This is a genomic window from Pedobacter sp. UC225_61 (assembly GCF_044452285.1).
GTDB lineage: Bacteria > Bacteroidota > Bacteroidia > Sphingobacteriales > Sphingobacteriaceae > Pedobacter.
This window is the reverse complement of the sequence record NZ_JBIOAL010000001.1, coordinates 2,229,599-2,249,720: the sequence shown is the minus strand read 5'-3', so window position 1 is coordinate 2,249,720 and position 20,122 is coordinate 2,229,599. Positions and strand designations below refer to the sequence as shown.

22 protein-coding genes are annotated in these 20,122 nt (G+C 33.6%); 6 read left to right on the top strand and 16 right to left on the bottom strand.

Annotation, left to right across the window (positions count from 1 at the left end; genetic code table 11):
- The first annotated feature begins 30 nt into the window (after positions 1 to 30).
- Complete coding sequence (locus ACHMWN_RS10470; RefSeq protein ID WP_397300599.1) at positions 31 to 393, top strand: response regulator; 363 nt, start codon at positions 31 to 33, stop codon at positions 391 to 393.
- Positions 394 to 410: 17 nt separating this feature from the next.
- Positions 411 to 938: a DUF892 family protein gene (locus ACHMWN_RS10465; protein WP_397300596.1), complete on the top strand. Its 528-nt coding sequence runs from the start codon at positions 411 to 413 to the stop codon at positions 936 to 938.
- 16 nt (positions 939 to 954) lie between these two features.
- On the opposite strand, the gene ACHMWN_RS10460 is transcribed toward ACHMWN_RS10465, so the two are convergent.
- From ACHMWN_RS10460 to ACHMWN_RS10450, 3 genes are read right to left on the bottom strand one after another with little or no spacing between them, the layout of a single operon-like run.
- Positions 955 to 2,586 (bottom strand): ATP-binding protein, encoded by a 1,632-nt coding sequence (locus ACHMWN_RS10460; protein WP_397300593.1) that lies wholly within the window; start codon positions 2,584 to 2,586, stop codon positions 955 to 957.
- Positions 2,587 to 2,625: 39 nt separating this feature from the next.
- Complete coding sequence (locus ACHMWN_RS10455) at positions 2,626 to 3,063, bottom strand: response regulator (RefSeq protein WP_397300591.1); 438 nt, start codon at positions 3,061 to 3,063, stop codon at positions 2,626 to 2,628.
- A gap of 17 nt (positions 3,064 to 3,080) precedes the next feature.
- Positions 3,081 to 4,073 carry an ATP-binding protein gene (locus ACHMWN_RS10450; protein ID WP_397300588.1) on the bottom strand — a complete coding sequence of 331 codons (993 nt, stop codon included), beginning with the start codon at positions 4,071 to 4,073 and terminating at the stop codon, positions 3,081 to 3,083.
- A 284-nt stretch (positions 4,074 to 4,357) separates the two neighbouring features.
- On the opposite strand from ACHMWN_RS10450, the gene ACHMWN_RS10445 reads away from it, so the two are divergent.
- Positions 4,358 to 5,932, top strand: coding sequence for a Na+/H+ antiporter (locus tag ACHMWN_RS10445; protein ID WP_397300586.1), 1,575 nt, complete (start codon positions 4,358 to 4,360; stop codon positions 5,930 to 5,932).
- An 8-nt stretch (positions 5,933 to 5,940) separates the two neighbouring features.
- On the opposite strand, the gene ACHMWN_RS10440 is transcribed toward ACHMWN_RS10445, so the two are convergent.
- Together ACHMWN_RS10440 and ACHMWN_RS10435 are read right to left on the bottom strand one after the other, a co-directional pair.
- Positions 5,941 to 6,627 carry a hypothetical protein gene (locus tag ACHMWN_RS10440; RefSeq protein WP_397300584.1) on the bottom strand — a complete coding sequence of 229 codons (687 nt, stop codon included), beginning with the start codon at positions 6,625 to 6,627 and terminating at the stop codon, positions 5,941 to 5,943.
- A 277-nt stretch (positions 6,628 to 6,904) separates the two neighbouring features.
- Positions 6,905 to 7,570 carry a response regulator gene (locus ACHMWN_RS10435; protein ID WP_397300583.1) on the bottom strand — a complete coding sequence of 222 codons (666 nt, stop codon included), beginning with the start codon at positions 7,568 to 7,570 and terminating at the stop codon, positions 6,905 to 6,907.
- 93 nt (positions 7,571 to 7,663) lie between these two features.
- Here ACHMWN_RS10435 and ACHMWN_RS10430 point away from each other — a divergent pair, with 93 nt between their 5' ends.
- From ACHMWN_RS10430 to ACHMWN_RS10420, 3 genes are all read left to right on the top strand, one after another.
- Positions 7,664 to 8,074, top strand: coding sequence for a hypothetical protein (locus ACHMWN_RS10430; protein ID WP_397300580.1), 411 nt, complete (start codon positions 7,664 to 7,666; stop codon positions 8,072 to 8,074).
- A 165-nt stretch (positions 8,075 to 8,239) separates the two neighbouring features.
- Positions 8,240 to 8,710 carry a hypothetical protein gene (locus tag ACHMWN_RS10425; protein WP_397300578.1) on the top strand — a complete coding sequence of 157 codons (471 nt, stop codon included), beginning with the start codon at positions 8,240 to 8,242 and terminating at the stop codon, positions 8,708 to 8,710.
- On the top strand, positions 8,703 to 9,479 hold the full coding sequence (locus tag ACHMWN_RS10420; RefSeq protein ID WP_397300576.1) for a sensor histidine kinase: 777 nt from the start codon (positions 8,703 to 8,705) through the stop codon (positions 9,477 to 9,479). Before ACHMWN_RS10425 ends, ACHMWN_RS10420 begins: the two co-directional genes overlap by 8 nt.
- 4 nt (positions 9,480 to 9,483) lie before the next feature.
- On the opposite strand, the gene ACHMWN_RS10415 is transcribed toward ACHMWN_RS10420, so the two are convergent.
- The 11 genes from ACHMWN_RS10415 to ACHMWN_RS10365 all read right to left on the bottom strand — a co-directional run bounded on the left by ACHMWN_RS10415 (position 9,484) and on the right by ACHMWN_RS10365 (position 20,083).
- Complete coding sequence (locus ACHMWN_RS10415) at positions 9,484 to 9,813, bottom strand: DUF3817 domain-containing protein (RefSeq protein WP_397300574.1); 330 nt, start codon at positions 9,811 to 9,813, stop codon at positions 9,484 to 9,486.
- A gap of 45 nt (positions 9,814 to 9,858) precedes the next feature.
- A complete protein-coding gene (gene hscB / locus ACHMWN_RS10410) occupies positions 9,859 to 10,386 on the bottom strand; it encodes a Fe-S protein assembly co-chaperone HscB (protein WP_397300572.1) in 528 nt (175 codons plus the stop codon).
- An 87-nt stretch (positions 10,387 to 10,473) separates the two neighbouring features.
- Positions 10,474 to 11,865 (bottom strand): RIP metalloprotease RseP, encoded by a 1,392-nt coding sequence (gene rseP / locus ACHMWN_RS10405; RefSeq protein ID WP_397300570.1) that lies wholly within the window; start codon positions 11,863 to 11,865, stop codon positions 10,474 to 10,476.
- Positions 11,866 to 11,872: 7 nt separating this feature from the next.
- Positions 11,873 to 13,051 carry a 1-deoxy-D-xylulose-5-phosphate reductoisomerase gene (locus tag ACHMWN_RS10400; RefSeq protein ID WP_397300568.1) on the bottom strand — a complete coding sequence of 393 codons (1,179 nt, stop codon included), beginning with the start codon at positions 13,049 to 13,051 and terminating at the stop codon, positions 11,873 to 11,875.
- 10 nt (positions 13,052 to 13,061) lie between these two features.
- The gene (locus ACHMWN_RS10395; protein WP_397300566.1) at positions 13,062 to 14,558 is read right to left on the bottom strand and encodes a GH3 auxin-responsive promoter family protein; all 1,497 of its coding nucleotides are present in this window, start codon (positions 14,556 to 14,558) and stop codon (positions 13,062 to 13,064) included.
- Between the two features lie 44 nt (positions 14,559 to 14,602).
- On the bottom strand, positions 14,603 to 15,481 hold the full coding sequence (locus ACHMWN_RS10390; protein ID WP_397300563.1) for a hypothetical protein: 879 nt from the start codon (positions 15,479 to 15,481) through the stop codon (positions 14,603 to 14,605).
- Positions 15,478 to 16,446 carry a glycosyltransferase gene (locus ACHMWN_RS10385; protein WP_397300561.1) on the bottom strand — a complete coding sequence of 323 codons (969 nt, stop codon included), beginning with the start codon at positions 16,444 to 16,446 and terminating at the stop codon, positions 15,478 to 15,480. Before ACHMWN_RS10385 ends, ACHMWN_RS10390 begins: the two co-directional genes overlap by 4 nt.
- A 40-nt stretch (positions 16,447 to 16,486) precedes the next feature.
- Entirely contained in the window at positions 16,487 to 17,440 is a 954-nt protein-coding gene (locus ACHMWN_RS10380; RefSeq protein WP_397300559.1) for a glycosyltransferase family 2 protein, read from the bottom strand.
- A 135-nt stretch (positions 17,441 to 17,575) separates the two neighbouring features.
- Positions 17,576 to 18,130 (bottom strand): DUF4199 domain-containing protein, encoded by a 555-nt coding sequence (locus ACHMWN_RS10375; RefSeq protein ID WP_397300558.1) that lies wholly within the window; start codon positions 18,128 to 18,130, stop codon positions 17,576 to 17,578.
- A 23-nt stretch (positions 18,131 to 18,153) separates the two neighbouring features.
- Positions 18,154 to 18,828, bottom strand: coding sequence for a hypothetical protein (locus tag ACHMWN_RS10370; protein WP_397300555.1), 675 nt, complete (start codon positions 18,826 to 18,828; stop codon positions 18,154 to 18,156).
- Complete coding sequence (locus ACHMWN_RS10365; RefSeq protein ID WP_397300553.1) at positions 18,821 to 20,083, bottom strand: dihydroorotase family protein; 1,263 nt, start codon at positions 20,081 to 20,083, stop codon at positions 18,821 to 18,823. The genes ACHMWN_RS10370 and ACHMWN_RS10365 overlap by 8 nt, the downstream gene beginning before the upstream one ends.
- Positions 20,084 to 20,122: the final 39 nt, after the last annotated feature.

Genomic DNA, 20,122 nt, shown 5'->3' with positions numbered 1-20,122 from the left:
CAAACATTATCTAACCATATACATATACTAATGGGTAAACGCATACTAGTGATCGATGATGATGAGGATATTCTTTCTATCTTAAGTATCATTTTTGAAGAAGAGGGATTTGAGGTTATTGTGAAAAATACTGGTGTGACTGCCAATGAGGTAAAGCTCATTGGACCAGACCTTATCCTGCTAGATATTACAATAATTGGCTTTTCTAAAAGTGGAGATGAAATTTGCGCTGAAATTAAACGCGAGATGGAACTAACTACTATTCCTGTAGTACTAGTTTCTGCTGAGCCTGATATACATCAAAGGGCTAATTCATGTGGTGCAAACAGCTATCTGAGCAAACCATTTGAAATAAATAAACTTGTTGAAAAAGTGAAAGAATTTATAACTTAGTAGGCTAACGTGCTACTATGTCTGAAAAACCTGATAAATCTCGCTCTTGGAAAAAAATCAACCTTGGTTCTGATAAGCTTAAAGTTTTTTTCATCAAGCATCTTGATCGCATTTACGGTGCAAAGTTGCATTTGGTTTCCAAGCTCCCAAGTCTTGCAAGCGAAGTAGAATTTGCCGATTTAAAGAATGCAATTAATGAGACTGTTGATGATGTAGAAAAACAAATTGCAAGGATGGAAGTTATCTATTCCCTTCTCGACGCTGAGGTTTCTAGAGGAAGTATTCACGGATTAACTGGTCTTATTCAAGATGCTTTTGAAGCAATTGATGAACAGATGGGCGAACCTGAGCTTCGTGACCTATCTATAATTTTTTATCTACAAAACATAGAAAGTATTGAAATGGCCTCTTTTCAAATCCTGCAAATGGCCGCTGTTAAGCTTAAAAACAAACACATCAATCAATTGCTAAAGGAAAACTATGACGAGGCTAAAGCTGACCGCACACTGCTTTTGTTGATCTCTTCAAAATACATTACTACTTAAAAAAGAATAGATTAGACTATGACTTAAGAGGCAGTGTGAACCAAAAAGTACTGCCTTTTCCTAATTCACTATCAGCGCCAATTTGCCCGTTATGTTTTTTAATGATTTCTGCGCAAATATAAAGGCCTAGCCCTAAGCCTGTGTATTGACTTCCGCTACTATCTACACGATAATAACGATCAAAAAGATAGCCTAATTTTTCTGGCTGAATACCAGGACCTTTATCAATAACTGATACTTTGGCCATATCACTTATCTGTTCAATACGGATTTGGATTTCTTTGGATTTTGGTGCGTACTTTATTGCATTATTTATAAAATTAATCACAATCTGATCAATTCTAATTGCATCTGCATACACTTGCAACTCTTTATCGCCTTCTATTTTAATGGTAAAAACTTCATCTGAACATATAGCCTGACAACACTCTTCAATGCTATCAGCCAGTACAAAATAATGTGGATTAATGTGTAACTGACCAGCATTAGCCCTACTTGCGTTTAATAAATCATCTATAAGCGTATTAACATTCCCTAAGCTTTTATTTGCCTGCACAATAAGTTTAGGCAGCATGGCTGAAGAAGGGTTTTCTTTTAGTCGATCTAAAAGTTGAAGGGTTGCTTTTAAGCTCGTGATCGGTGTTTTAAGCTCATGACTAGCAATGCTTATAAAATCGTCCTTTTGTTGTTGTACTATCCTCAGTTCTTGAATATCAGTTGCTGTTCCTACCCAAAGTTGTATTTGCCCTTGCTCATCTAAAATCGGCATTAAGCGAATAAGATGCCAACGATAAAGACCATCTGCACGTTTTACGCGAACCTGGAATTCACCTCCATCACTAGTTTGGAGGATTGATTTGAGCTGGGCGAAACAAGTTTTAAGATCGTCGCGATGAATTGCTATAGTAAATCCTTGTAATTTAGTTTGTTCTTTTGCTAATCCTGTATAATCGTACCAGCGTTGATTGTAAAAAATAACTTCGCCTTCTATTGTATTAGTCCAAGCTATTTGAGGAATGGTTTCCATCATATTACGAAATCGACTCTCGCTGTCGGCCAATGCCTTTGTTCGATTAAGTACTCTTATTTCCAATCCTTGGTTCAGCTCTGAAAGTTCAAGATTAATTATCTTAACCTTTTCTTCCTGTTCAATCAATAGATCGTGTGATTTTTGCAATTCCTGCTGTTGTATTTTTAACTCCTTATTTGCGCTAATTAACTCTACAGTTTGCAGTCTTAATTTCTCAGCAATACTAATTTTTTCTTGCCTTATCTTCGTATCGTTTAAAGCCCTACTAATTTTTGTTGACAGCGTAAATAACTTTTGCTTGGAGACATAATCTGTAACTCCATCTTTAATTAACTCAACAGCATTTTCCTCTCCAATAATTCCAGAAACAATAATAAAAGGAATGTGTGGATGTTTATCTTTCTTTATACGAAATGCGGTCACTGCATCAAATGAAGGAAGGGAATAATCTGATAATATTAAATCTGGATTAAAATTATGTAACGCATGCTCAAATTCTAATCTTGACTGAACAATTTCAGCTATAAAATTCAATCCAGATTTCTTCAACTCACGAAGCAATAAATCTGCATCAGTTTTATTGTCTTCAAGAATAAGTATTTTAAGATTTGGTGTCATTTTATATGCAAATTGCCTCACTATAAATTTGTGGGTTGATTAATGAGATTGCTGGTTTAAAATCATCCAATACAATCCAATTTCCTTAATTGCTTGATAAAAATTGTCGCTATCAACTGGTTTTACGATATAACTGTTAGCACCAAGAGCAAAGCATTTTTCTATATCTGGACCTTCATTTGATGAGGTAAGCATCACCACAGGAATAGATCTTAACGCTGGGTCTGATTTTAGTGCTTCTAACACCTGTATGCCCGATACTTTTGGCATTTTTACATCTAACAATATAAGTTTGGGATAATCTTTTTTATCTCTATCTGCATAAACACCTCTGCAATAAATAAAATCAAGTGCTAATGCGCCGTCTGTAACATGATGTAGTTTATGAGTAAAGCCACTTTTTTTTAGCGCTCTAATGGTTAATACAGCATCATCTGCACTATCCTCAACAAATAAAATTTCAACGTTATTATACATGTATTTAATTTTAAAATTTATACTTTTTCTAAGCTAAAAGAGAAACAAGTTCCTTCATTTACTTTTGATTCGGCCCACACCTTTCCGTGATGGCGATGCACTATTTTTTGTACGATAGCTAAACCAATACCCGTTCCTTCAAATTCTTCTTGAGAATGTAGTCGCTGAAAAACCCCAAAAAGCTTATCATAATATTGCATATCAAACCCTGCACCTTCATCTTTCACATAATACACTATTAGATTATCTTTTGTGTAAGCACCAATTTCAACAGTAATTTTTTCTTTATGCTTAGAATATTTAATTGCATTAGTGATTAGGTTAATCCATACTTGTTTTATAAGTGATTTATCTCCCTTTGCTGGTGGCAATACAGCAATATTAAATTCGGGGGTATTTCCTTCTTCTTCAAATAATAACTCTTCTCTAACTACATCAACCAATTCAGCCATATCAATTTCTGAAAATGCCACCTCTTTTCTTCCCAATTTTGAGAATGCAAGTAAGTCATCAATCAGCAAGCCCATTTTTTTTGAGTTATTTATAATAGCTTGCAGAATTTGCACACCTTCTGCATCTAACTTTTCTGCATAATCTTCAACCAAAATTCTAGTGTATCCGTTAATCCCTCTAATTGGGGCACGTAAATCATGAGATACAGAATAAGAAAAGGCTTCAAGTTCTTTGTTTGCTAATTCTAATTGTGCAGTGCGCTGAATTACTTTTTGTTCTAATTCGTCATTTAGTTTACGAATATCATCTTCTGCATTTTTTAGTTCCCTATTTGCAATACTTAATTCCTCAGCCCTTTTTTCTTTTTCTTTGTTCTGAAAAGCTAATTCTTTATTCGCAATAATAAGTTCGGCTGCACGATTCTCTTTTTCTTCATTTTGAAATGCAAGCTCTTTATTGGCGATAATGAGCTCTGCAGCCCTATTTTCCTTTTCTTGCAGTTGAAAGGCTAGCTCCTTATTGGCAATGACAAGCTGATCGGAATCGGTATTTTTCATATCCTTAAAAACAAGATTGTTTTTTATATTGTGCGAATTATGTATAGGATAATGAAGTAGAATGAATGCTTTCCTATTGTAAGTTTCTAAAGCTAACATAATAAAGCGAACTCTAGAGCAAAAGAGTGATATATCTTCTTAGTAGGATTAAGACTTGTTGTAAGTTTTATAAATAGAATTGAACTTAATTTTCTTTAGCGGTTTATAAAAAATTGTATTAAATTGTTTAACAAATAAGTTACTGCTTATTACGTTGAAATTTATATTTGCTTAAACTAAAAATAATGCTCGATCACTTTCCTTTTTATCTAAGTCTTATTGTTGCCATTCTATTGCTAATTATGTTGGCGAAAAGAATAAAAGTAGCTTATCCAGTATTGCTAGTGCTAGCCGGCTTATTAATTAGTTTTATACCGGGTATACCTACTATACATATTAACCCCGAGCTTATTTTTATTATTTTCTTGCCACCGCTACTCTACGAAGCTTCTTGGGCTATATCATGGAAAGAATTGTGGCGCTGGCGAAGGATTATTAGCAGCTTTGCTTTTGTAGTAGTGTTTCTTAGTGCCATGTCGGTTGCATTTGTAACTAATCATTTCATTCCTGGTTTTTCTTTGGCTTTAGGATTTTTATTGGGCGGCATTGTATCACCTCCAGATGCTGTGAGTGCTGGTGCGATTTTAAAATTTGTTACAGTACCGAAAAGGATGTCATCAATTTTAGAAGGTGAAAGTTTATTGAATGATGCTTCATCGCTCCTTATTTTTCGCTTTGCATTAATAGCTGTAGCAACAGGTCAATTTATATGGTATGAAGCTGCCCTAAGTTTTAGCTGGATGCTATTAGGTGGTGTTGGTATTGGCTTATTAGTAGCCTGGATTTTTATGAAGGCTCATAAACACTTACCTACAGATGTGAATATAGATATCGTTTTGTCTATTGTTGCGCCCTATGTGATGTATATTGCTGCAGAAGAGGCCCACAGTTCTGGTGTATTGGCGGTAGTGAGTGGTGGCCTATTGCTATCTAATAAGCGACATCTTTTTTTAAACAGTACTTCAAGAATGCGAGGTATAAATTTTTGGGAAAGTTTTTGTTTTGTGCTGAATGGTTTGGTATTTATGTTAATTGGTCTTGCCTTACCAGAAATTATAGCAGGATTAGAAGAAACAAGCCTTTCTACGGCAATTGGTTACGGCATACTCATTACAGGTGTATTAATAGTAGGGAGAATATTATCGGCTTATGGTGCTGTGTTAGTTACTTTAATTATGCGAAATTTTATTACTGTAGCTGATTCAAGAAATCCAGGTTATAAAGTTCCTTTGGTATTAGGATGGACCGGTATGCGTGGTGTGGTATCTTTAGCCGCAGCATTGTCTATACCAGTACAGCTTAGTGATGGCACCCCTTTTCCTCAGCGCAACCTCATTTTATTTATTACGTTTATTGTTATTCTGTTAACCTTATTGGTGCAGGGATTAACTTTACCTTATTTAATTAGACGCTTAATCATCCCTAATCTTGACAATGCCTTACCTGAAGATAAGGTGTATCACACCATAAAAAAACAGCTTGCGGAACAAGCTGTGTTGCTATTGAAAAATAAGTATAGTGAGCAATTAGATGCTCACCCTGCATTGCAACAAATGGCAAAGAAATGGGAAGATAAAAGTGAGATCGTTAATGATGAGGTGATGGCTGAGGATTGTAAGGTAATCTATCTGGATATTTTGGAACAGCAAAGAAAATGGTTACATGATAAAAACGAGGAAGAGCAAACATTGGACGAAGAAATTATTCGTAAACATCTATTACACCTAGATTTAGAGGAAGAACGCTTACGATTTATATAGTAGTTGTTTTACAAAAAAGCGAGAAAGTTGAGATTATGTTCCTTTCTTCTTTCAAGTTCTTTTACCATGTCGCTTTCTTTCATTGCAACTGCCCAAGCTGGTCTTAATTGAAAATGTTGTTGGCTGGTAAATGTTTTAAGATCTCTTGTCCAGGTAAGTCCTATAAATTCTCCAAGCTTTGCTACTTCCTCATACAATGGCGATTGATCTTTATCTACCAACTCTCCTATCGAGTTTCTTTCAACTATTGCAATTCCAAAAGTAAGTCCAAAGTTCTCATTGTTTTTTGCTGTTTTTGTTTTGCCTGATCCATTACTAATTAACCGAACATGAATGCCTTGAGCTGTAGCAAGCTGTATTAATTCTTTGGCAAAAGGCACTACTTCTTTTGTCATAGTGGTAAGTACCTTTTCATTGTGTTGTTTAATAGATTCTAAATCATCGACTACTTCACTTTGTTGGTCAATAATTAATAATTGGTATAAAGCATCCCAAGTTCTAGTCCAAGGGTAACCATCTGCTCTAACTTCTATCTTTTCTTGTATGGCTTTAATAATTGCACTTACATTAATATTATAGGGTAAAGAGTTAAATAATAAGTAATAAATAGTAAGCCATGTTTTTGATGAGGCAATACCATCTGCTTCAATACCAGCTTTTTCTTGTAAGGCTTTAATTTTCTCTGAACATTCCATGTCTTTATTGGTATTAGTTATTGTTGAGCAATTGTTTGGTTGCTTAGCGAAGCTAAATGACAGAATAAACAGCAAAATTTAGAGCGTAGTTTTGCTGAAAGAGATAATCAGGTATATATACGCATGCATCAGGTAGAAATACCTGATTATTTTCAGCTCAAACTACAATCGAAATGAGGTGAACGTTTACTCAAAAAGATTGGAATGGATAGCAGGGCTTGCTTAAATAGATGTTACTGCTTGTGCTTTCGAAAAATTATCTTCGGGATAGACGTATTTATTGTGTGGCTATATCTAAATACAGTTTATGCTTGAGTGCATATAAAACCAAGCCAGCTATATTGCGGCTACCTGTTTTTATTAAAAGATTATTTCTATGCCCCTCTACTGTGCGGGTGCTAAGAAATAGTTTTTCTGCAATCTCGCTACTGTTTAACTGTTTGCAGATTAATTGCAATACTTCTTTTTCGCGGTTGGTTAATTTGTTTATGTTTTCTAAAGAAGCGGTATTTGTTTTTTGAGTTAGGCCTTTCCTCATTGTTTCTAACATGGGAACAGTAAAATAGAAATCGTTTTTATGCACTTCTCTAATGGCCAGCTCTACTTCTTCTGGTTCTGCATTTTTAGCTAAATAGCCATTTGCACCTGCTTGTACAGTAGCAAGAATAAAATTTTCAGCTTCGTGGATAGTTAACACGATAACGCCAATTTTTGGATATTTCTCTTTTAGTATTTTTAAAGCATCTAATCCATTCATTTCGGGCATGGAAAGATCTAATAAAATAATATCGGGTTTTACAATAGCACTTTCACAATGTGATAGCAATTCTTTACCGTTTTCGGCTTCGAAAATTAACGACATATTTTGGAAGGTGCTGACAAGCGCAGCCATTCCTCTTCTAAAAAGTTTTTGATCGTCGGCTATTGCAATATTGATGTTCATTGAGCGTGATTGAAAGCTTGAAATTATAAAATTTGTGCGCTATAAGTTATACAATGTTGATTTTTTTTTAGATTAGTGAAAATTTAAAAAATCATGAAACCAATTAACGTTCCCACAATTCCGCTAAAGGCAGCTGTTGCCAGAGTTACTCGTTTTAGAGAGCAACTTTCAAAACAAGCTCCTGAATCTACTATTCCTCGAGCAATTCTTATCCCTATTAATGATTTGATGGCGATTGTAGAAAAATATTCTTCTGTTGATGAGGCAGGAAATATTACCAACGAGTTACAAGGAGTAAGAGCTTATTTTGCGGTTAAATTAACTGACGAGCAATTAGATGATGATGTAACTGCATTAATTGTTGCAGTAGACAAAAATGGAAAAGATATTATTCCTACTACAGATACTGGTTTAGGTAACCCTGGTGATGATTCGGAAATATATGATTTCACAAAACCTTGTCCTGATGTTTGTGATCCAGAAAGTCCATTATACGTACCTTAATCTATTATGTTTTTAACTTATATTGTACCCCTTAGTATATTGATACCTATACTTTTTGGGGTACTTAATTTTAAAGCCGCAAAGGCTGGGCCTAGACTTCTTTTATATTATTTGGTGGCTTCTGGTCTAATTAACTTGGCTGCAATAATTCTCATCATGTATAGAATGAAGAATTTGCCTTTGTTGCATTTATACACAATTGTAGAAGCTGTTTTTATTTTAAGCTATTTCCGAACATTGTTTGCCGATCTTTTATTAAAAAAAGTTCTTCTATATATTATTATACTTTTTCCTTTATTATGCATTATAAATTTCAGTTTTATACAAAGCATTTTTACCTTTAATACCTATACCAGACCTCTGGAAGCTATATTAGTTACTTTTTTCTGCTTATTTTATCTGTATAAAAGTGGTTTTACAGAAAACTGGATTGAAAAGCCAAGTAGTTGGTTTAATATGGGCATTTTAGTTTATTTCCCCGTAGTTTGCATCATTTTTATCTTGTCTAACTATTTTACTTTTGTAACCAAAAACAAAGGATTGAACTTGATGATTTGGTATTTTCATGGGGCTATGTCTATGTTAATGTATTTAGCTTGGGCAAGAGGTTTCAGCTTAATTAAAAAAGATGGATAACATCTATTTACTTATTTTTTATAGCGTATTAGCCATTTTTATATTGGTTACTTTTTTCTTGGTGCTGTATATTAGAAATCAAAATATGGTTTGGCAGCAGCGGAAATTGTTTCAGGAAACAGAAATTGCTCAACAGAAACAATTGCTTAGTGCGGTAATTGATTCTCAGGAAATAGAACGTAAACGAATTGGAGAGGATTTGCATGATGAAGTTGGTGGAACATTATCTGCTATTAAGCTGATGTTAAATGCTGCAATGAGGCAATATAATGAGGCTGACCAAGAAGTTATTTTACCTGCTAAACAGTTAATAGATAAAATGATTGTGGATGTAAGAAATATTGCTCACGATCTTTCTCCTCCTGGCTTGGCTATGTTTGGACTTTATACTTCTATTGAGGGTTTTGCTTCACTTATTAATAAAACTGGAGAAATTGAAATTATTCTTGCTAACGAATTAAATACTGAAGAAAAGCTACTTTCTGAGAAAGAAGAATTGGCATTATTTAGGGTAATTACTCAGTTAATTGCAAATACGTTGAAACATGCGAATGCTACTAAAATTGAGATCTACTTTAAGCAGCAAGACAACAGTTTTGAAATTAGCTATCACGATAATGGGAAAGGTTTTGATGTTGCCATTTTAGATGCAAAGAAAGGCATTGGCATGCAGAACATTATTAGCAGAATACAAATGATTAATGCTACCTATACACTTGAAACCAGTTTAGATAAAGGCTTTAAAATGCAAATTAGTTGCCCTATTTGATTGATTAATTAGGGTCTTCTCCTAGTTTTTTATCCACTACAAATGGAGCAAATGGTAATAATGAAGCTAAAAAAATTAAGACTGCTTTTCCAAATTTCCATTTTGTTTCTTGCCAAGCTAAAACCAAACTTGCAGCGTACAACACGAAAAGTAAACCATGTGCCCAACCTGTATACTTTACTGCTAACGGCATATCTGCCCAGTATTTTAATGGCATTGCGATAAACAACAATAAAAGGTAAGAGATGCCTTCTGCTACCGCTACTTTTCTGAATATATTTAATGAAGTCATGATTTTTGGCTTTGCTACAAATGTAATTAATGACACTTGCATAAAAATTGTTGATTTGCTTTTTTACACTTAGCAAACCTTGGGCATTTAAGAAGCCATGCGAGTTAAACTCTCTTTAATGCGATGTAAGTATTTATTGCGGTAATAAATATCTTTAATTGCTTTTAATGTACTTTGTTGATTTTCTTCTGTAGCAGTATCATAGACTAGTGTTAAAGCTTTTAGTTCTTCTGTAAGTTCTTGTTCTATCTGCTCAGTTTGAGTCTTTAATTCAGCTAGTTTTACTGGGTCAAGATCGAATTCTAAATCCATTAAAGCTTCGTTTACTTCCATCATTTCTAACAAAAAGCTTTGTGGCAACGCGTAATTTTCACCCTCAACTAACTCTCCTTTTAAGTTAAGGATATACTTTAAGCGCTTTTGTGGGTCTTTTAATACTTGGAAAGCTTTGTTATTGAGTGTAGAAAGTTCTAAAACTTCATCTTGCTTTTCTTGACTTTGATTAATATAAAAATCAGGATGATGTTTCTTGCTCAATTCGTAAAACTTCTGTTTTACAAGTTGTTGATCGGGGTTGAAACTAACTGGCAAATCGTAAAGTTCAAAATAATTCATTTTATTTAAATTATGATTTAAACTACAGATGCGCAGATTTTAATGATCTGCGCATCTGTAGCTATCTTTTTATCTTAACAGGAAGATTTACTTACCAAATATTTTAAGGATATCGTTACCAAAGGCAAATACCATTAAACTTAATAAAATTACAAAACCAACTACTTGAGCACGTTCCATAAATTTATCTCCTAGTGGCTTTCCTTTAATCATTTCTACTATTAAAAATACCACATGACCGCCATCTAAAGCAGGAATTGGTAATAAATTCATAAAGGCCAATGCCATAGAAATTAAGCCTGTTAAGCGCCAAAAGTTTGCCCAATCGAACTCACTACCATATACTTTAGCAATACCAATTGGACTACTAATGTTACGAGCGCTCACTTTACCGGTTATCATTTTCCAAATTCCTTTACCATTATCAGCAAAAGTTGTCCATGCTTTAGAAGTACCTACTGAGAAAGATTCAAACAAATTATAATCGACATGGCTAATTGGTAATTTAGCTTTTGCTATTGCGATACCTATCGTACCTTCTGCTGTTACCTTTGGAGTTAAATCAATTACATTACCATTACGTAATACTTTAATGGTAATCGTTTTTCCTGCAGATTTTTGCACTTCTGTTGTAAAATCATTTAAAAAATGAACAGGTCTGCCATTAACTGAAATTACACTGTCACCAACTTTCATTCCTGCATCATAAGCAGGTGTATATACTTTTGCTGGTTCCTTTTTAGAAAATAAACGGCTTAACAATCCTTTAGATTCTACTGCAGTTGTAGGCTTATCTACTTGTGATATTTTTTGAGCAACAATTCTTGGCTCTACAAATTCTTCGATTCCATGTTTGCTAATGCTGTTTAAAACCGTTTCAGGAACTTTTAAGTCAATTGCTTTACCATCACGAGAAATAGTTAATTTCGGACCGCTCAATAGAACTTTAGAACTAATTAACTCTTCAAAACGAATAACTTTTTGTCCATTAATGGCTAAGATCTTATCTCCATCTTTTAAGCCAATCTCTTGTCCTATTATACCTGGATGTACACCATTAGCAAGCTTATCATTTGGAATATAAGTTTCTCCGTATTTAAATGTAAGCATCCAGAAAATGAAAATACCTACAATAATATTTACTATAATACCGCCTAGCATGACAATTAAACGTTGCCAAGCTGGTTTTGAGCGGAATTCCCAAGGTTCAGGAGGTAATGCCATTTGCTCTACATCCATAGATTCGTCAATCATTCCAGAAATTTTCACATAGCCCCCTAAAGGCAGCCATCCAATTCCATATTCTGTATCACCAACTTTAAAACTAAAGAGTTTAAATCCCCAAGCGTCAAAGAAAAGATAAAATTTTTCAACTTTTATTCCGAAGGCACGTGCCGCTAAAAAATGTCCTAATTCGTGTAAAATTACTAGTATCGATAACCCCAGCAAAAGCTGGCCCGCCATAATCAGTCCGTTCATATAGTATTTAGTGTGTTTTTGATTTTAGATTTGTTAAACTTTGTTTTGTTACGAGTTGACTTGCAAATATACGTGTCTGCTTATCGGTTTCTAAATAATTATTAAGTGTTGGTTTGGCAATAAAATCCATTTTCTGCATACATTCTTCTATCACAACGCTCATTTCTAAGAAGCCGATATGGTCTTTTAAAAAAGCTTCTACTACAACTTCATTTGCTGCATTAATGACGCAAGGCATATTTCCGCCTTTTTTCATTGCCACGAAGGCAAGCTCAAGGTTACGAAAACTTTTTGTATCTGCATCAGAAAATGTGAGCTCTGGATAGTTTAAAAAATTAAACCGTTCAAAATTGCTCTTTACTCTTTTTGGATATGCTAATGCATAATGAATTGGCAATTTCATATCTGGTAAACCCATTTGTGCTTTAATCGATCCATCTGTAAACTGCACCATGGAATGAATAATAGATTGTGGATGAACTACAACTTCAATTTGTTCTGCAGATAAATTGAATAACCATTTTGCTTCTATTGCTTCCAATCCTTTATTCATAAGGGAAGCTGAATCGATAGTGATTTTTGCACCCATTACCCAATTGGGATGTTTTAAAGCTTCTTTTTTGGTTACGTTCGCTAAAAAATCTAAATCTTTACCTCTAAATGGTCCGCCAGAAGCGGTTAAAAAAATCTTTTCTATTGGATTATTTTCTTCACCAACCAAACATTGAAATATAGCCGAATGCTCAGAATCAACTGGAATTATTTTCACTCCATTTTCCTTTGCCAATTGCATTACTAGTTCACCAGCTACTACTAATGTTTCTTTATTGGCAAGCCCGATATCTTTTTTAGCTTCAATAGCAGCAATTGTTGGTTTTAAACCTACAGCTCCCATAATTGCTGTTAATACAAATTGAGTTTGTGGTAATTGAACCGCAGCAATTAATGCATCTTCACCACATAATACATTCACATTGGGCAATGCTTCTTTTACATTCTGATAATGATCTTCGCAAGTAATTACTACTAATTCTGGTTTAAATTCTAAGGCTTGTTGAATTAACAGCTCTGCATTATTTTGAGCAGTTAAAGCATCAACTTTATACAAATTCGGATTTGCACGAACTACTTCTAACGCTTGTGTTCCAATAGAACCTGTAGAACCTAATATTGATATGTTTTTCAAACTTCCTTTTCTAAATATACTTTTCTAAAACCTCTGCTAACTTTCTATCGTTACTTAATCGAGGTACTTTATTTTGTCCGCCCAGCTTACCTTCTGCTCGCATATAATTCACAAATGCATCTTTTTGTAGTGGACGAATAATCAACTTCTGTAAGATTTTCCCTTCAATGAGGTCAAAATAGTAAATATTTTTTTGCTGCAAAGCAAGATCTACTTTCTCGCTAAATACTTTGATATCTTTTGGCACATCCACAAACTCTACAAACCACTCATGGTAAGGGAGCTCACCTGCAGGTGGATTTACTTGTGGAGCCACTGTAAATTCTGTAATTTCTATTCCTTCTTCATTTGCTACAGATAAAATCGCTTGCTCTACTTCCTCTCCAATTACATGTTCGCCAAATGCAGATATAAAGTGTTTAACGCGTCCAGTAACTAAAATCTTATAAGGATTTTTAGAAACGAACTTTACCGTATCACCAATGCTATAACCCCATAAACCTGCATTTGTATTTAAAATTAATGCATAGTTTTTATCCAACTCTATTTCCGCTAAACTTAAACGAGTTGGGTTTTCATTGTAATATTCATCTGCTGGAATAAATTCGTAGAAAATTCCTGCTTTAACTAAAAGCAATAAACTTTTATCTTCCTGTGTATCCTGATAAGCAATAAAACCTTCAGATGCTGGATAGGTTTCAATGGCATCGACTTTTCGCCCAATACTTGCTTCAATTTTAGCTCGATAAGGTTCGTAATTTACTCCTCCGTATACAAATAGGCTAAAATTCTTAAAGATATTCTTGATTTTCTTTCCGCCTGTTTTCTCGCTCAACTTATCAAAATACATTTGAACCCAAGGTGGAATACCTGAAATGAGTGTCATATCTTCATTTACCGTTTCATCAACAATTGCTTCTACTTTTTCTTCCCAATCTTCGATACAATTAGTGGCATACGATGGCAATCTGTTCTTTTGTAAATATGCGGGAACTAAGTGCGCCACAATTCCAGATAAACGACCTACATTAATTCCATTTTTTTTAGTCAAAATCGGACTTCCTTGTAGAAAAATCATTTTACCATTTACAAAATCGGCTTTGCCAGTTTCATGAATGTAGGTTAATAGAGCATTACGAGCTGCTTTAATATGTTCTGGCATTGATTGTTTAGAAATGGGAATATATTTCACGCCAGAGGTAGTACCAGATGTTTTTGCAAAATATTTTGGTTTACCTTTCCAAAGTATATCTGTTTCGCCTGACACTACTCTATCTATGTAAGGTCTTAAACCTTCATAATCTCGTATCGGAACATTTGTTTTAAAATCTTCGTAATTTTTAATGGAATTGAAGTTGTGCTCTTTACCAAAAACAGTAGGCATTGCTGATTTGATAAGCGAATGAAAGACATCATCTTGTGCTTTTAATGCATCCCTTTTCCATTTATTGATGCCTTTTACAACCCATGCAGCAAATGGTTTACTTAGTGCCGCTTTTATTCCCATGTTGTTAATTTAATAAATGAGAGAACTTGTGAATGTAATCTGCATTAAACGATGTTATGTATAATATCAGGGTGTTCATCGCCTCTGTATTCGTTCATTATTTTACGATAAGCAACAGTAAAAAATGCTGTACTAAATGGTACAATAACAAATGAACTAAATATAACAACAATTAAAGAGATATATTGATTGATATCATAATCGAAAAAGTAATTAATTAGACGAAATCCCATCATAATTACGATGTAAAAAAAGCCAAAAACAATTGCCTGGACTAATACCAAACCTAATAATATAAATAGTAATTTAATGAAATTACCCTTTGTTGTAGCTAAACTTAATTTAAGAGATTCGAATGGGGGGCTGTGTTTATCGATAATAAAAAACGGAAAGAATATGATTCGAATAAATGTGAAAAATATACTTAACATCGCAATTGCAACTGCAACGTTTACAATTACTTTTCCTGCATAGGTAAAATTATCAATCAGACCTTGATTTACTGCAAATTTTAAGATTAAATCTAAAATGTAAAGAACTGGCATTAATAAAATACCTACTAAAAAGATACTTAGTCCGAAATAAACAGTTCCGATAAGAAATCGTATAATTTCAGTTCTTGTAGGTAGTGTATCGATAATTTTTATGTCTGTTTCTTCTTGATGATCTAGCAATCTGAAAATATATTTAATTAGACATAGCTCTACTACGCAATAACTCATAATAAAAATGAGTAGCATAAAAACTCTAATACCTATATTTAATTCGCCCATAAAAAAAGCCATAAATGTCGAGGTAAATGCAGTAATAAATATTAAAAAACAGAGTGTAGCAATTGAGAAATAGTTATCACGGGTAACTTTCCACGCTTGCATAATTACATCTTTTACTGCGAAAGTACTTTCCTTTAAATAATCTATCATGATTGTTTAACTATTATTCTTTTAAAAAAATCTTGTATAAAACCTAAACCATAAGCGGTTAGCTGTATAAATGATGCAACAACACTCAAAAGTGCAATTTTTATTGATTTGTTAACCTGCCAAGCGTGAAAAAATATTAACAAAAAGTAAAGCAGTACAATGAAATCAAAAATATAAGCTAAAGGTGGATAAATTATATTCAAAAGCACTGTTGTAATCATTCCTATTGTGGCTACTGCTGGGGAAAAATGAATTAGCTTTAACTCTTTTGGAAAATGTTTGTAAATATTAATTCGAGCTCTGCCAAAGAAATGCAATTGTTTATAAAATTGACTAAAACTTGTTCTTCGTTTATGGAAAACTTTTGCTGCTGGTATTAATCCAATTTTAAATCCATTTTCATGTATACGAATGCTATATTCGATATCTTCTCCTAAACGAGTTAAGATAAAACCGCCAACTTTTTCGTAAACCTCTCTAGAAACACCCATGTTAAAACTACGTGGGTGAAACTGTCCGATATGTTTTTTATTACCACGAATCCCGCCAGTTGTAAATGGAGATGTCATGGCGTAGCTAATTGCTTTTTGAACAGGCGTGAACGTTTCGTGTGCAGCATCCGGACCACCATAAGCATCTAACTGATGTTCGAAAAGGTAGTTTTTAACAATTTCTAAGTAATCTTCAGGGATTAAACAATCTGAGTCGAAAATGATAAAATAATCGCCTTTGGCTCGCTCAAAGCCAAAATTACGAGCAAAACCTTGCCCTCCATTTGGCTTTACAAAGTATTTAACATCTAGTTTATCTGAATAAGAAGCTACGATATTTTTTGCATCGTTTACAGAACCATCTTCAATAACCAATACTTCAAACTGTGTGTACGTTTGCTCAGTTAAGGTTGTTAAAAGCTCATCAATTTCTTGTGGGCGATTGTAAAGTGGAATAATAATGGAAAAAAACATGTTCTTAAGCTGAGGGCTAGAAGCTGCTTGAGCTTTTAGCTTATATAATTTCTTTTTCTATTAAATATTGATTTCTTTCTGGTGCGTTACGAGATAAAAGTTCAGCAATAAATCCAGCTAAGAACATTTGAGAACCTACAATAATTGCTACTAAAGAAATATAAAATAAAGGTTGATCTGTGATTTCTCTCTTATAAGGGATATGAGCTGCAATGTGATATAACTTCACACCAATCATCCACAAGGCCATAATTGTTCCTAAAAGGAAACTTAACACACCTAAAGAACCGAAAAAGTGCATTGGACGTTTGCCAAACTTACCTACAAAGAAAATAGAAAGCAAATCTAAAAAACCATTTACAAACCTACTGAAACCAAATTTAGTCGTTCCGTATTTCCTTGCTCTATGTTCTACAACTTGCTCGCCTATTTTATTAAAACCTGCCCATTTTGCAATTACAGGGATATAACGATGCATTTCACCATATACTTCTATGGTTTTAACTACATCTTTTCGGTACGCTTTTAATCCGCAGTTAAAATCATTTAATTGAATACCGCTCATTTTACGTGTTGCAGCATTAAATAATTTTGTGGGAATGGTTTTAGTGATTGGATCGTAACGTTTCTTTTTCCAACCAGAAACGATATCGTAATTTTCCTCTTTTATACGACGATACAATTCTGGAATTTCATCTGGACTATCTTGTAAATCAGCATCCATTGTAATAATTACATCCCCTTGTGCGGCTTCAAAAGCTACATTTAACGCTGCAGATTTACCGTAATTTCTTCTGAATTTAATTGCTTTTACGGTATTGTATGTTTTTTTCAATTCTTCAATTACAGCCCAAGAGGTATCTGTACTGCCATCATCTACAAAAACAGCTTCATACGAAAAACTATTTTCGCCCATCACTTTATCTATCCAAGCAATTAATTCTGGTAAAGATTCTTCTTCGTTATATAAAGGTACTACAACTGATATATCCATGTAATGTGTATCGAGTATTTGGCATCAAGTATTTAGGTAATTAACTTAAAACAAAATGCACTTAAAAAACAACGTGCAAATTTCATCAAATTATATGATAAAACCTGCACGTTGACAAACTTATGTTAATGAATTTTATTGTGCGTTATCAAAATCCACAGGGCGATCTTTTTTAACAATTGCTGCAGTAATTAAACTAATAAACAATCCCACAACTGCATACATAATTGCAGCGCCAAAAACGGTAAAAATAATCATGTATTTAGACATCATTTCTATGCCTTTTATTTTATTTTCATCACCGTCTGCTTTCGCAATAGCATTATCCATAATTTGTGTCATGGCAGCTGGATCTACAAACTGATAATAAATGAACATTAAAATACCGATGAATAAACCTGCATAAGCTGCCACTTTAAAACCTGTAGAGAATGCTCTCCCGTAAGTAATAAAACCACCTAATTCTTGTTTATGCTTATTTTGAGCATAATAAATTGCAAAAATAAAAGTACCCCATGCTAATAAAACTGATAAAATTGTTTGATAAACTGGTACATTTAATGCTTGTGGATCAATTTTTAATATCCTCATTACCACGGTAAGAATCAAGATGTAAATAGCAAAGCTGATAGCAACCTGAAATGCCAACGCATTAGGTTTTTTCTGTTCTTGTAATAATTGTTGTTCCATTTTTATTTAGTTTAGTTTTAGGTTTATCTATTTTTATTAAAATTAGTAATTAAAGTATATACTGCAACATCAAAACTCTTATTGTTACTAAATTTAAGTATTTCTTTTTGTATGATTTCACTTGTATTTGGTTGCAAAAAGAATGTCATGAAAGGCACAAAAAGCTCTTCCATTTCTTCGCTTAATTCTAATAAATCTGCATTAGTACAAATATCTTCTACACTACTTTCTGCTAGTTGCTGATTACTAATTAAATCTTCATAAATATGAAATTCATCTTGAAACTCGTCTTCTTCTACTAATAAAAACTCTTTTAAAAAGTCTTCTAAACCTGGTTTAATTTCTTCGTCATGGCACTCATTAATGTACAATAACAAGTTCAACAACTCAGTTCCACGCTCTATGGTTTCTTCCTCTATGTTTTCCCATTCTTTCGATTCCAAGTAATCTTCTTCTAATTTATTTACATCGCTTGTGAAGAAATTAATCATCAATAAATCGAAATAAACTTCTCTTAGTTCATCAAATTTTGGATGTTCGTCAAAAACTTCATCAAACTCTGCAACTTTTTCTAAGAAATTCATATCCTTACCAAAAACCTCAATTAAACGTTGTTCTATAGCAATTGAATCTATATTATTAGCTGCCGCAAATTGATCTAAAGATGCAACCAAAGCTTGTTCTACACTATTATTCATATACTTGATATTGTTTGTTATTGTAAATTAACTGCACTTTTCCTATTAAAGTCTTACCTAATAAAGGAGAATTGTTTGATTTTGAGGCATTATTAGACGAATTGTATTCCCATTTCTGGGTTGGATGATAAATTGTAAAGTTTGCATCTTCTCCTACTTTAACTGTTGGAACAGGCAAGTTTAGTAATCGTCGTGGATTGATTGAAAGTTTTTCTGCAATTGTAACTGTATCTAAACCTGCTTGCAGTAATAATGGTAAAACTGTTTGCAAAGCAATAATTCCGTAAGCTGCAATTTCAAATTCTACATCTTTAAATTCTATTTCATGCGGACGGTGCTGTGAAGAAATCGCATCAATAGTTCCATCTTTTAAACCAGCTATTAATACTTTTTGATCTGCTTTGCTACGTAATGGGGGTTTAACTTTGTAATTACTATCAAAGTCATTCAACAAATCTTCTGTAAACACCAGCTGATGAGCAGCAACATCACACGTAATTTTTACACCATCTTTTTTAGCTTTTTTTATAATCGCAACCGAACCAGCAGTAGAAATATTGCTAATGTGAATTGGTGCATCATGATAAGTTGCTAAAAATATATCTCTGGAAATCTGCATTTCTTCTGCCAATGCCGGAATGCCCTTCATGCCCAACAACACGTTATTTTTACTTTCATTTATTTGTGCTTTGCCAGCGATAGATTTATTTTCTGGATAAAGCATCAATAAGCCATTAAAACCCAAACAATATTGCAAAGCTCGACTTACAAAACCATCATCGCTTATTGCTTTGCTCCCATCAGAAAAAGCAACTGCACCAGCATTTCTCATATCAAAAAGCTCGGCCAATTCTTTTCCTTCTAAATCACGACTAATTGCACCAATTGGAAACACATCTACCAAATTACCTTTGGCTTTGTTTAAGATATATTCTACTTCGCCTTTAGATTGAACGACAGGCTTAGTGCTTGGCAAAACTGCCAACCCAGTAAATCCTCCAGCTTTTGCTGCTGCAGTTCCGGTTTCGATATCTTCTTTAGTTTCTAAACCTGGGTCTCCGATGGTACAATTTAAATCGAAAAATCCAGGAGAAAGTATAGCACCTTTTCCTTCAAACATTTTTTCGCCTTTGGTTGCTGTTAAACTTTTTGAAATTTCGGTAATTTTTCCTTGTTCAACGCGTACATCGCAGGTTTTTTGATTAAACTCGCTGTTAGAATCGACTATGGTAATTCCCTTAACTAAGAGGTTCATGAATTTTTATGTTATTGATTAGCATATATTAATTATTTG

Excerpts from the sequence above, each read along its gene's own strand:
- ACHMWN_RS10470 (WP_397300599.1), top strand. The coding sequence starts at position 31 with ATGGGTAAACGCATACTAGTGATCGATGATGATGAGGATATTCTTTCT.
- hscB (WP_397300572.1), bottom strand. The coding sequence starts at position 10,386 with ATGAATTATTTTGAACTTTACGATTTGCCAGTTAGTTTCAACCCCGAT.
- ACHMWN_RS10415 (WP_397300574.1), bottom strand. The coding sequence starts at position 9,813 with ATGCAAGTGTCATTAATTACATTTGTAGCAAAGCCAAAAATCATGACT.
- rseP (WP_397300570.1), bottom strand. The coding sequence starts at position 11,865 with ATGAACGGACTGATTATGGCGGGCCAGCTTTTGCTGGGGTTATCGATA.
- ACHMWN_RS10455 (WP_397300591.1), bottom strand. The coding sequence starts at position 3,063 with ATGTATAATAACGTTGAAATTTTATTTGTTGAGGATAGTGCAGATGAT.
- ACHMWN_RS10370 (WP_397300555.1), bottom strand. The coding sequence starts at position 18,828 with ATGAATAATAGTGTAGAACAAGCTTTGGTTGCATCTTTAGATCAATTT.
- ACHMWN_RS10435 (WP_397300583.1), bottom strand. The coding sequence starts at position 7,570 with ATGAACATCAATATTGCAATAGCCGACGATCAAAAACTTTTTAGAAGA.
- ACHMWN_RS10395 (WP_397300566.1), bottom strand. The coding sequence starts at position 14,558 with ATGGGAATAAAAGCGGCACTAAGTAAACCATTTGCTGCATGGGTTGTA.
- ACHMWN_RS10375 (WP_397300558.1), bottom strand. The coding sequence starts at position 18,130 with ATGGAACAACAATTATTACAAGAACAGAAAAAACCTAATGCGTTGGCA.
- ACHMWN_RS10460 (WP_397300593.1), bottom strand. The coding sequence starts at position 2,586 with ATGACACCAAATCTTAAAATACTTATTCTTGAAGACAATAAAACTGAT.
- ACHMWN_RS10390 (WP_397300563.1), bottom strand. The coding sequence starts at position 15,481 with ATGATAGATTATTTAAAGGAAAGTACTTTCGCAGTAAAAGATGTAATT.
- ACHMWN_RS10425 (WP_397300578.1), top strand. The coding sequence starts at position 8,240 with ATGAAGAATTTGCCTTTGTTGCATTTATACACAATTGTAGAAGCTGTT.
- ACHMWN_RS10420 (WP_397300576.1), top strand. The coding sequence starts at position 8,703 with ATGGATAACATCTATTTACTTATTTTTTATAGCGTATTAGCCATTTTT.
- ACHMWN_RS10465 (WP_397300596.1), top strand. The coding sequence starts at position 411 with ATGTCTGAAAAACCTGATAAATCTCGCTCTTGGAAAAAAATCAACCTT.
- ACHMWN_RS10430 (WP_397300580.1), top strand. The coding sequence starts at position 7,664 with ATGAAACCAATTAACGTTCCCACAATTCCGCTAAAGGCAGCTGTTGCC.
- ACHMWN_RS10440 (WP_397300584.1), bottom strand. The coding sequence starts at position 6,627 with ATGGAATGTTCAGAGAAAATTAAAGCCTTACAAGAAAAAGCTGGTATT.
- ACHMWN_RS10445 (WP_397300586.1), top strand. The coding sequence starts at position 4,358 with ATGCTCGATCACTTTCCTTTTTATCTAAGTCTTATTGTTGCCATTCTA.
- ACHMWN_RS10385 (WP_397300561.1), bottom strand. The coding sequence starts at position 16,446 with ATGTTTTTTTCCATTATTATTCCACTTTACAATCGCCCACAAGAAATT.
- ACHMWN_RS10450 (WP_397300588.1), bottom strand. The coding sequence starts at position 4,073 with ATGAAAAATACCGATTCCGATCAGCTTGTCATTGCCAATAAGGAGCTA.
- ACHMWN_RS10380 (WP_397300559.1), bottom strand. The coding sequence starts at position 17,440 with ATGGATATATCAGTTGTAGTACCTTTATATAACGAAGAAGAATCTTTA.
- ACHMWN_RS10365 (WP_397300553.1), bottom strand. The coding sequence starts at position 20,083 with ATGAACCTCTTAGTTAAGGGAATTACCATAGTCGATTCTAACAGCGAG.